Origin of the sequence: Vibrio sp. 070316B, from assembly GCF_013114115.1 — a bacterium.
GTDB classification, from domain to species: Bacteria; Pseudomonadota; Gammaproteobacteria; order Enterobacterales; family Vibrionaceae; genus Vibrio; species Vibrio chagasii_B.
This window is the reverse complement of sequence record NZ_VTYC01000047.1, coordinates 23427-34569: the sequence shown is the minus strand read 5'-3', so window position 1 is coordinate 34569 and position 11143 is coordinate 23427. Positions and strand designations below refer to the sequence as shown.

At 42.9% G+C, this 11143-nt stretch carries 8 protein-coding genes; 2 read left to right on the top strand and 6 right to left on the bottom strand.

The annotated features are described in order from the left end of the window. Positions 1-451: 451 nt before the first annotated feature. Positions 452-1783: a carbohydrate porin gene (locus tag F0251_RS23205; RefSeq protein ID WP_019821079.1), complete on the top strand. Its 1332-nt coding sequence runs from the start codon at positions 452-454 to the stop codon at positions 1781-1783. 262 nt (positions 1784-2045) lie between these two features. On the opposite strand, the gene F0251_RS23200 is transcribed toward F0251_RS23205, so the two are convergent. Beyond that, a complete protein-coding gene (locus F0251_RS23200) occupies positions 2046-2930 on the bottom strand; it encodes a helix-turn-helix domain-containing protein (protein ID WP_105057363.1) in 885 nt (294 codons plus the stop codon). 142 nt (positions 2931-3072) lie between these two features. On the opposite strand from F0251_RS23200, the gene F0251_RS23195 reads away from it, so the two are divergent. Continuing rightward, positions 3073-5886, top strand: coding sequence for a glycoside hydrolase family 3 C-terminal domain-containing protein (locus tag F0251_RS23195; RefSeq protein WP_061032832.1), 2814 nt, complete (start codon positions 3073-3075; stop codon positions 5884-5886). Positions 5887-5973: 87 nt separating this feature from the next. Here the strand turns inward: F0251_RS23195 and F0251_RS23190 are convergent, their stop codons facing one another. The 5 genes from F0251_RS23190 to F0251_RS23170 form a co-directional block, all read right to left on the bottom strand. Next, complete coding sequence (locus F0251_RS23190) at positions 5974-6879, bottom strand: MalM family protein (RefSeq protein WP_171731918.1); 906 nt, start codon at positions 6877-6879, stop codon at positions 5974-5976. Between the two features lie 176 nt (positions 6880-7055). Continuing rightward, positions 7056-7793 carry a dienelactone hydrolase family protein gene (locus F0251_RS23185; protein WP_061032830.1) on the bottom strand — a complete coding sequence of 246 codons (738 nt, stop codon included), beginning with the start codon at positions 7791-7793 and terminating at the stop codon, positions 7056-7058. Positions 7794-7993: 200 nt separating this feature from the next. Then, positions 7994-8941, bottom strand: a complete 948-nt coding sequence (locus F0251_RS23180; RefSeq protein WP_171731917.1) for a 1-aminocyclopropane-1-carboxylate deaminase/D-cysteine desulfhydrase — start codon at positions 8939-8941, stop codon at positions 7994-7996. A 150-nt stretch (positions 8942-9091) separates the two neighbouring features. Beyond that, a complete protein-coding gene (locus tag F0251_RS23175) occupies positions 9092-10348 on the bottom strand; it encodes a HAMP domain-containing sensor histidine kinase (RefSeq protein WP_171731916.1) in 1257 nt (418 codons plus the stop codon). Then, positions 10345-11022 carry a response regulator transcription factor gene (locus F0251_RS23170; protein WP_004741618.1) on the bottom strand — a complete coding sequence of 226 codons (678 nt, stop codon included), beginning with the start codon at positions 11020-11022 and terminating at the stop codon, positions 10345-10347. Before F0251_RS23170 ends, F0251_RS23175 begins: the two co-directional genes overlap by 4 nt. Positions 11023-11143 lie beyond the last annotated feature (121 nt).

Below are 11143 nucleotides of genomic sequence, written 5' to 3'. Positions count from 1 at the left end.
AATTCAGGAGCATGTTTAATTCGTGTTTTCTTAGTTGTCATTGTTCACCTCGTTAGTGATTGTACTCACTTAACTCAGTGTCCAAAACTTCTGGTGCGGATCATTTCGAAACTGGTTCTGAGTGATTGAACGGAGCAATTCGTCTTTAATATGTGAACAGTGACATTTTACTTGGTTCCATGATTGTTCGAACAAAATACTTAACATCTCTATTTTTGTGACTTACGCATAAGAAAGCGCTTTCTTTGGTGGGGTTGATCACGGTTTATATTCACGAGATCGATTTATACTCTTTCCATACCAACTGAGCGGTTAAAGCCAATAAGGTTAAGAGTGCATAGTGAATGTGGGCTTAGATTTGATCTTCTTTAAATCTGTTCGATTGGTTTTTTTAAGAAAAATAAAGAAAGCGCTTTCTTTGTGAAAGTATAATTTGGAACATGGAGTTATTATGAAACTTTCTAAGCTTACCCTTGCTTGTTTAGTCGCTACAGCTGGCTTGTCTACTGCACCTGCTGTACATGCCGAAAAATCGGATGGATTTGAATTTCACGGTTATTTCCGTGCTGGTGTTCTATTCAGTGAAAATGATGATTTTAAACGAGCAAAGTTCCCAGCATCTAAAGAGCGTTTAGGTCGATTGGGTGTTGAGTCGGATAGCCACTTTGAAGTTGCACTGCAGAAAAATTTTGAGAATGACGGTGGTCAGAAAATTCGAATCAAAACACGAGCAGCAGCCAACAATGCGGAATATGCAACCAACCAACTTGGTGCCAATGCCGATGCAACCAACAGCGAAATTGGTATGGCAGAAACTTTTGTCGAGTTTGAGGGTGTATCTGAAACCGGTGTTGTATGGGGTGGTAAGCGCTTTTATGGTAAAGATAATTACATCTTTATGACCGACTTTTTCTACACGGATATGTCAGGTACTGGTGTTGGTATTGAAGGTGTTGAGCTAGGTGGTAATAAGTGGGACTTTGCTTATATTGCAAGCGATGACTCTGGCGATACAAGTTTCTGGGGTGACAGCAACAACATCATGCATGCACTTCATGCTGGCGTGAACTTTGGCAGTGTTGAGCTTCACGCTATGGCTAAGTATATGCCAGACAATATGGTCGATTTAGGTTTTGGTAATGGCCCAGAAGCATTCGCTGAGAATGGCTATGAAATGACGGCAATTGTTCACACTGAGTCTGTCTTTGGGTTGTCAGATAAAGGTTTTACAAAATACATCGCGCAGGCTGGTAAAGGCTTAGGTTCGGGTAATCTTTTAGGCGGTACTCTTACGACTTACAACACGTACAAGCCTGGTAGCGACTATCAAAGTTGGTTAACGACAGGCACGGGTTGTGGTACGTCTTGTTTGAAGGCTGTTGATGAAAACGATGTATCACTACGTGCTTTAGCATGGGGTGGGTACTTTTTTGAAAATGGTGTGAATATTTTCCACTCTCTTCAAACCCAGTACAACGATTTTGACAATGGTGACACAGACGGCTGGGTATCAGCAATGGTGCGACCAACGTTCCCAATTTCAGAAAACTTTTTTATCGCTACCGAAGCTGGTTATATGTACAACTACGAAGACCGTAATGGTGAGTCAAAGAATTCTTATGATTACAAGCTAACAGTAGCACCGACTCTAGTTGTGCACTCTGGCTTCGGTCCATCTCCAGAAATTCGCTTCATGGCATCTTACCTTGATGGTGAAATGCAAGACGGCACGGGTAAAGAGGGCGACTTTGTTGTAGGTATTCAAGCTGACATGTGGTGGTAGAATTTTATACCTTCGGGTCTTTAGTGATATCGAGCATACCGGGGAGTAGTATGACGGCCTTGCCTTTAGGGCGGGCAAGGTTCTCGATATCCTATTTATTGCAATAGTTGAGCTCTATCCTAGCAGCACATAGAGATTCATTTTTATTGCAATGAGTCGCTTATGTTTTGAGTCTATCTCAGTAATTCCTTGCCAAAGGCTACTCATCAACCGCTTCGAGAGAGGCGGTTTTTTTATGCCTGTGCATTTAGTCTTTTAATATTCAAAACTCAGCTCTATGGGAAGAATGTTTCTTTCTAAATTCGCGAGGGCTGCATCCATTTTGGGCCTTAAAACACTTGGAGAAATAGTTGCTGTCAGAAAAGCCGCAAGACTCTGCAATGTGTTGGATGCTTTTGTTGTCGTTTAATAATAAGGTTGCCGAGTGTCGAATTTGAAGGTCTTTGACGTATTGGCTTGGGGATGTATTTAAAAACTGCCTGAATAACCTTTCTAGTTGCCGCTTGCTGATATACGCCGCTTGTGCAATGGTTTCTGTATCTAATCCTACTTCTTTGTAATGATGGTCAATATGTGCGAGAGCACGGCTCAATGCCAGGGTTGTTTTTGGTAAGCTATGGGTCTGTTCTTGATATCGCCGAGCAAGTTCTATCGCAAGTTGCTGCATTGTGCTCGTCAATATGATTTCAAACCCCTGTTCTGCGTTGTCGTATTCCGATTTGATTTGTTGTAGAAGCCCATTGACTCGTTTCAACTGAGAAAGTGATAACGTAAGTTTTGCTTGATATTCAGATGCTTGTCGAGCAATTGGTTCTATCTTGAAAAGCGCTTGATAACCTGGCATTTGCCGCATTGAAGGGACCTCAAAAAAAGGCAATGCTGTATCAAACATCAAGTTTACAATCTTCAGTTTATTTACTTCACAAAATCCATGTTCAATATCACCATTAATAACAAATACATCTCCTGTACTTAAAGGGTAAGTGTGGCTAGCTACCGTATGCTTTCCACTACCACTCACAACTAAGAAAAGTTCAGAAAAGTCATGGCTATGTACGTCAAAGTCGAAATCGTGATGACCATCGACATAGGCAAATTTTATCTGAGGATATCTCTGATGACTTTGGAGTCTAAACTTGGTTTTCATGTCGCTATTTTACCTATTTTTGTCGCTTATTTGGTAGTTACACGCCGTAGTTAAGATTACTATTTTTTGAACAAAGACAATATTAACTTTTAGGGCGAGAGGTCAAATTTTTGCTCTAAGTAAAAAAATAGTAGGACTTAAAATGAATACTGTGGAAATTCTCGAAGCACAGAAGCAACTTGCACCCATAAGTCGACAAGCGGCTACTGAGGGCATTGTGCTACTAAAAAATAGTGATTCAATATTGCCATTGCAGGCTAGTGATACGGTGTCTCTTTTTGGTCGCTGTCAGATTGATACCTACCGAAGTGGCACAGGATCTGGTGGAGCGGTGAATGTCCCTTATTCAGTTAATGCATTACAGGGCTTGTATGAGAATCCAAACATCAATCTTAATCTCAGTTTGGTGGAGGTATACCAACGTTGGGTCAAGGACAACCCTTTCAATGACGGCGGCGGTGGTTGGGCAGCTGAACCTTGGTTTCAAGATGAAATGCCTCTTTCAGCTTCTGTTGTGATGGATGCCGCCGCCAAATCTAACAAAGCCATTATTTTTATCGGTCGAACAGCGGGTGAGGATCAAGATAATGCACAGCAGCAAGGCAGTTACAATTTAACCGCGCTCGAAATGCAAATGTTGGAGAAAGTGACGGAACATTTTGATGACGTCATTGTGATACTGAACGTGACCAACATTATTGATATGTCATGGGTAAGCTCACTCAAAGATGCAAGGTCGATCAAGGCGATTTTGTATAGCTGGGCTGCAGGCATGGAAGGTGGGCATGCTTTAGCTGATGTTTTATCAGGTGATGTTAGTCCGAGTGGACGTTTGACCGACACTATTGCGCACTCTTTATCTGATTACCCTTCCAGCGCTAGCTTCGGAAATAAAGAACGTAATCTGTACCAAGAAGATATCTATGTCGGGTATCGGTATTTTGAAACTTTCAATCCTAAAGCTGTTCAATTTGAGTTTGGTTTTGGGCTGTCCTACACCCGCTTTTCCAATCAATTAAATGCGCTAATGATTCTTGGTTCTGGCTCTGAACAAGAGCTGGTATTTGATATTGAAGTTAAAAACATAGGTGAGAAATACAGTGGCAAGGATGTTGTTCAATTATATGTTGAAGCGCCTCAAGGTCATCTTGGTAAGCCAACACGAGCACTGATCGGGTTTGTGAAAACACCGACCTTGGACCCGAAAGAAACGGTGTGTTTGACAATTTCATGTCCGCTTTCTTCCTTCGCGTCATTTGATGACTGCGGTAAAACGGGACAGCCAAATAGTTACGTACTTGAAGCTGGAGAATATCACTTTTATCTAGGAGGAAGTGTTCGCCAAGCAAAGCTTGTTAGTGAGAGCGTTAAAATAGAAGAGCTGTTGGTTGTTGAGCAATTAACGGAAGCACTTGCTCCTGTCACCGGATTTAAGAGATTGATCCCCAAAGGCAACGGGAAAAATGGTGTTTACAGTTACGATTACGAATCGGTGCCGCTACGAACTATAGATTTGAGTAAACGTATTCTGAGTGAGCTTCCAAGTTCTATTCCTCTTAGTGAAGATAAGGGAATCCGTTTACTGGATGTTAAGCAGGGGCGAGCGGACATTGACGAATTCATCTCGCAAATGACCGTAAAGCAGTTAGCGGCAATTGTTCGCGGTGAAGGTATGTGCAGTCCTAAGGCGACGCCTGGTACAGCTGCTGCTTTTGGTGGTGTTTCGCCGAGCTTGTTTGATTTAGGCATCCCTGTCGTTGCGGCTGCAGATGGTCCGTCTGGTATCCGAATGGACAGCGGACATAAAGCATCTCAAGTCCCAATTGGTACATTATTAGGCTGTACATGGAACCCGGAGCTGAATGAGAAACTATTTCATTTAGTGGGGAAAGAGATGCAAGCCAATCATATTGATACGTTGCTTGGTCCTGGGATTAACATCCACCGCCACCCTTTGAATGGTCGAAATTTTGAGTATTTCTCAGAAGATCCATTTCTCTCAGGGGTAATAGCTGCATCTCAAACTCTTGGTCTTAAAGCTGCAGGAGTGTGTGGCACAATCAAGCATTTGGTGGCGAATGATCAAGAAACGTCACGGTTTGATGTTGATAGTGTTGTATCACAGAGAGCGCTTCGTGAGATTCACCTGAAGCCTTTTGAGATAGCGGTAAAACAAGGAGGAGCTTCGAGTGTTATGACCTCCTACAATCCTATTAATGGTCACTGGGCTGCATCCAATTACGACCTCAATACTACGATTCTTCGTGGGGAGTGGGGTTATAAAGGGATAGTGATAACGGATTGGTGGGCAAAAATGAATGACCCAATCAAAGGTGGTTCTGAAAGTCGAAGTTACACATCCTTTATGCTTCGCTCTCAAAATGATCTGTATATGGTTGTTGAGCATGATGGTGCGGAAAATAACGTGTCGAATGACGATACGTTACAGGCGCTTGATAACGGAACGTTGAGCTTAGGGGAGTTGCAACGAAGCGCGATGAATATTTGTCGTTTTATTATGGACTCTCCAGCAATGGGTCGCCCATTAGTCGCTTTTGATCCAGTTAAGAGCTTTGAGGCGACCCAAAATCTTAATAAACAACAGAGGAAAACTGATGGAGACTTTTGCTCTCTGACGGCAGAGCAACATGCAATAGTATTACCACTTAATATCAGAGAAAATCGTAGCATTGTTTTGGAAGTTAAACAGGCTGGTGTGTATCGATGTGCAGGTATTGTTAACTACGATAGCGGCACTTTGGCTCAATCTGCGTGTAGTTTAAGTCTCAATAACGTGTACGCGATGTCTCTATCAGTGAATGGTACTAATGGCGAGACAGTTTCAGTTGAGGGGCTTTCCGTTAAGCTTGATAAAGGCTTTTATTCTTTGGATATTGAATTCATCAAATTAGGCTTAGAATTAGAGCAATTAGAGTTTTCGTTTATGCCTGAATAGGGCTGAGGGATAACAGTCGTTTATTTAACTCTCGTTGCTCAAAAAAGAGGTAAAGTGAGAGAAAATAAACGACTACTTGCGGCTGAGTTATTGTGCTTTTTGATATTGCTTCATCGCGTTAACAAAGGAGTTTCGCATCCCTTCGATTCCTAATCGCTCAGATTCTTCAACGTAAGTCAGTGCTGCACTAAAATCTCCAGATGAAACCGAGTTTTCTATAAGAGTTTGATAAACCTCTTTCTTATTCAGTGTATTTTCCGTTAATAAACCTGATTGGGCTACGGTTGATTCTGGAATAATTTGTTGGACTCGCTTTTGACGGTTTTGTTCTTCAACAACGGTGGTTACCGCTGTGAATTTAAAATCAAAGGAGACTTTCCCGATTGCTGAATGGGGGATGGCGTAGTCCGTGTTATGAGCTATGTTTGCCTGAATATCGCCAGAACGTATCGCCATATCACTTGGTTTTTCGACAGGAGTTGTTTCTGCGAGTGCTTCGCTGGTTGTGAATACGACCAAGTAAGCAGGAGTCTCGCCGTTTAAGTAACGTTCTTGCAGTTCTATTTGTGCGCCATATCGAGCACCATCAAGCAGGCTAAGTGGCTGGTACTTAATACTTTCATTGCCAATGACATCTAGCGGCTGATAATTTTTGTCTAAGACCAAAAGTGACGGAACAAATGCTGAATAATTAGCATTTGAAGTCACTGAAAAACGAATAGCATCTAGTGTTGTAGGAAGCTTTAGCCCTCCAGCAAAGGATCGGCCAGATTTGAACTCGATTTTAGGGCTTGCTGTGGTGATCGAAACAGATATTTCTTCTGGGTTCGTAATGCTTTGATATTGAATGTTACTCAGGGTTTCGCAGCAGTTTTCGTTGTTTCGTAGCGACTCTAGCCCCGGAGATGTTTTGTGATAGCTAACCGGTGACTCTGTCACTGTTGAGCAGGCGCTTAGTGCGAATACCGCTGGTAGTATTGCTAAATATTTCATAATTTACTCACAGTAAAAAAGCATATCTGATTCAGAGTACTTAATTGATAATAGTGATAGACTACAAGAAAGCGCTTTCTTTTTGAGTGACGAACACCAAATTTAAAGAAATACTCGCTAATAATTAGTACGAATTAGGTAACAGGCTGCCGTTGACCTGTTACCTAGATTGAAAGTTAACGAGAAACCGAACTTAATAATTGAGCAAAGCGATCCCAGGATTTTTGGTCAGCTTCATGATGATAGTTGTTAGACCCGAATACTGTGAAGGCGTGTGGTGCTCCACTATAAGTGATCATTTCATGTGGGACTTTGGTCGATTCGAGTTGAGTAGCAAGGCTACCAAAATCCTGCATTGAGATCATGGCATCTGCCGTTCCATGGAACACGACAACAGGTGCTTTGGTTTGTGAGTAGTCTTGTCCTTTTGGTGTAGATAAACCACCGTGGAAGGTGACATAAGCTTTGGATGGAATCCCTGCTCTCGCGGCTTCCAGGACGGCAGCACCACCAAAACAATAACCCATCATCACATTGTTATCTAAGTTACCGCCAAGCCTTTGCGCTTCCATTGCGCCTGCATTAAGTAGTGCGCGCATTTTTTCCCGGTCTTTATACAACTCGCCCGTGTGTTGCTTTTTATCTTTCACTTCTGTTGGGCGAATGTCTTTGCCAAACAGGTCGATAGCAAACACGTTGTAACCGAGTTCGTTGAGCATCTCAGAACGCTTTTTCTCGTAGTCGGTCAAGCCATCCCAATCGTGTATTAAAAGTACTAGAGGGGCTTGATCGCTGGCTTCGCTCCAGTAACCTTCATAATCCATGCCATCCACCTGGTAGATGACGTTTTCTCCAGAGTGTGCTGCAAAAGGAAGCAAAACCGAAAACAGACCTAGTGTAGTAAGTGCTCGCATACATTAATCCTTCAGGTGACGAGTGGCAATCCAATGGAAAGTATAGATAACGTTATGATTCTCGCGAGATTGTCAGTTTGGCTTTGATGGGTAAAGCAGGGAGGATAGCTGTCTTAAACGGAAGAAACTTATGCGGAAGATACAATCACAGTAGTCGTCACTGTGATTGTTCGAATAACAGGTTTAAGAGGTTTGAACCATTACCAAGTAGGGGCTGTGCTGTTATCGCTGCTAGAAAGACTTGTTCTGATATCAGGATACTTTCGTTGGTAGCGTGGTAACATCGACTCGTTTCCTAAGATGCCACCTTGATGAATATAGATAATGGTTTTAGTCGGATTATCTGCCTGCCATTGATCTAAACATTGCCACATCAATGGATCGTAAAGCAGGTCAAACTCAATGTCGGTTTGCTCCTGCAGATCTAGCCATGTCTGATAGTCCTGTTGATACAGTTTACCAAAGTGATGCTTTTTCGGGAGAGGCAATATCTGCGGATGTTCGCTTTCGCCAAGCTCATTGAATTGCTGAGTGAGGTAGTCACTTCCACCTACACAAGCGCAAGTGAGCACCGGGATATTGTGTAACTTTAGATGCTTATGAAGGTACAGCGCAGTACTGCCAGTTCCTGCGGGTAGGGCCACAACAAAATCGTATTGGTTTTCAAAGCGAGTCCAGCTCAGTATTTCCATCGCCAGTTGTTTTACGCCATATTCGGAAAGTTGAGAGCGGCCACCCTCAGGTAACACGATACACTGTGAGTCTGGTTGTCTTATTTGCTCAATATACGCTTGTGGATGAAGTTCAGAGCCTGTCTCTTTGACTGAAATGACTTTAGCGCCGAGGTCGATGGCACCACGGTAATTGCCGATAGGGCGTTCTAGTAGCCACTCGGGAAGGTGGTCGACGTAAAACTCAAGTGTCCAGCCTTTAATCTTTGCCAATGCCGCCAGTGAGAACAGAGAGTTCGCTTGAGCTGAACCGTAGCTGATCAGGGTGGTAATGTTCGGATGATCGTCTTCTAGCAACTTCATAAACTTGCGAGCTTTATTGCCACAAAAATGGGAGTGCAGCTGGTCGTCACGCTTTAAGAAAAAAGTGTGGTCGTTATATTGATGCTGAGTTACAGGGCTATTATTTAGTTTCATCGCACTTAGTAAAAATGCTGACTAAAAAGCCAGCATTTTAAAATCAAATTGGACTTACGAGTATCTAGCAGGTTATTGGCTCTGTAAACCAACTACATCAAGTTTTCACTCGATATTGAATCCAATAGATACTAGTGAATATCGATCGCTCTAAAAGGTGATTTGAGCTGTGCATCCACCGCAAGTTCGGTTGAACAGTTTGAAGTCCCAGTGATAGCGTTGACATAGGTCGTCAACAATCAGCAACCCTAAGCCGTGACCGTTAGGGTTGTATTGATCTTGTAAGCCTTCGCCTTGGTCTTCAATCGTGATGCCGTTTTGAGACAAAGTAATTGTCACAGTACCACTATTGGTCGCAGCAATAGCATTCCTTAGTAGGTTACCAATCAGCATGTTCATGATCGCGCTGGTGGCTTGAATGGTCGGCTCAGACTCAACGGTTAATGATATATCGACCTCTTTGTCAGAGGCCTGTGAAGTGCTTTTTGACACAATAGCTTCTAATTCTTGCTGGCTAAATAAGCGCAGTGGTGCGTCGTCACTGTTTCTTTCATATCTCACGAGGCCAAGCAAGGCATCGACCATCTCCGACATCTGCACGATGGCGTCATCAATACGCTCAACCTGACGGGATTGAAACTCGGTAGTATCACTACGAAGTAATAGCTTATTAGCACCACGTGCAACCGTTAATGGTGTTCTCAATTCATGGCTTGCGTAGCGTGCAAAGGCTTGCTCACGTTTGATAAGGGAGTTGATTTCTCGACGATATTGATTGAGTTGATCGGTCAGTTGACGGAATTCAATCGCAGCATCGTCACTTACTCCAAATTCTTCGTTGAGGTTGAGTTTGTTCGACTCAAGCTGTGTAGAGAGAGAGTTAAATGGTTCAATAAGCCGTTTGGATAATCGATAAAGTATTGAACCAAAACAAAAAATTAGGATAGAGAGCAACGTGAGTATAAACATTGTTGCGTACACTGATTCTGTTTGGTCCAGTTCGATAAGGTCTATTTCAGACAGTAGAATAATAGGATAGGTTTTTCCTTGGTGTGTGTACTCACCAACATAGACCATGCGCGAGTTTGGTTCTTGACCCACTTCGCCAAGGAAGTTTTCTCTGCCTTTTATAAATTTAGAGTACTCTTCCGGTATGAGAGTTGGGTCATTATAGGCGGTGGTCAGTTCATCTATTCTTAATTCACCATTCTCCCCAGCTTGAAACTGACTGATGGCGTAGTTGCGGTCAATCAGGATTCGCCTTTCGCCGACGCTGTCTTCAGACAAAAACAGTGCAGATATAAAGACCACATAGACAAATGCCGTCACAATCACCGCCATTAAGCCAAAGAAAAGCGCTAAGCGGCCTGTTAGGGTTTTTGTACTAGTGAGAACATTGAGAATCAATTGTAAGACTCCAGGCGGAATCCAACCTTAGGAACCGTAATTAGCATCTGGGTATCAAAGGGCTTATCGAGTTGATTACGCAGTTGGTAGATGTGACTACGTAGCACATCGTTGTTCGGTTCGTCTTCTTCCCATAGCTTGTACGAGATGTCTTCACGCGTTACCACTTCAGGTGCATTCTGGCACAGCATCTCAAGAATGGTATAGGTGGTTGGGTTGAGTGCAAGTAGCTTGTCTTGACGGTAAGCTTTGCGGGTTTTCTGGTCGATGGTGAGCTCGTCAAATTGAAGCTTAGAGGAGGCGACTTTTCCACGGTAACGGCGAACCAGCGCATTCATCCTTGCTTCGAGAATATCTAAGTCAAAGGGCTTGGTGAGATAGTCATCTGCACCGTGGTCAAAGCCTTTCAGCATATCTTCGCGGCTATCGAGTGCCGTCAGCATCAGGATCGGCGTTGCGTTGCCTTGATCTCGTAGTTTGTTGCAAACTGTCAGTCCATCCATTCGTGGCAACATCAGATCTAAAATAATGATATCAAAAGAGTTATCCATCGCGAGTTGCAGGCCAAGCTCACCATTGTCGGCATAATCGAGTTCCATGCCAATACACTCAAAATAATCAAATAAGACACCTGCAATTTCACGGTTATCTTCGACCAATAGAACTCGTTTCATTTTGATTCTCATACAGAAATAGACACTAACATTATCCTGGGTGAGCGTGAAAAATATGTCAATAACATAACTTTCACTTATGAGCGCGTAAATTGATCTCAGATTAATAAATAGAAGAACG

Coding starts and splice junctions, on each gene's coding strand:
- F0251_RS23190 (WP_171731918.1), bottom strand. CDS start 6,879: ATGAAATATTTAGCAATACTACCAGCGGTATTCGCACTAAGCGCCTGC.
- F0251_RS23205 (WP_019821079.1), top strand. CDS start 452: ATGAAACTTTCTAAGCTTACCCTTGCTTGTTTAGTCGCTACAGCTGGC.
- F0251_RS23170 (WP_004741618.1), bottom strand. CDS start 11,022: ATGAAACGAGTTCTATTGGTCGAAGATAACCGTGAAATTGCAGGTGTC.
- F0251_RS23180 (WP_171731917.1), bottom strand. CDS start 8,941: ATGAAACTAAATAATAGCCCTGTAACTCAGCATCAATATAACGACCAC.
- F0251_RS23195 (WP_061032832.1), top strand. CDS start 3,073: ATGAATACTGTGGAAATTCTCGAAGCACAGAAGCAACTTGCACCCATA.
- F0251_RS23200 (WP_105057363.1), bottom strand. CDS start 2,930: ATGAAAACCAAGTTTAGACTCCAAAGTCATCAGAGATATCCTCAGATA.
- F0251_RS23185 (WP_061032830.1), bottom strand. CDS start 7,793: ATGCGAGCACTTACTACACTAGGTCTGTTTTCGGTTTTGCTTCCTTTT.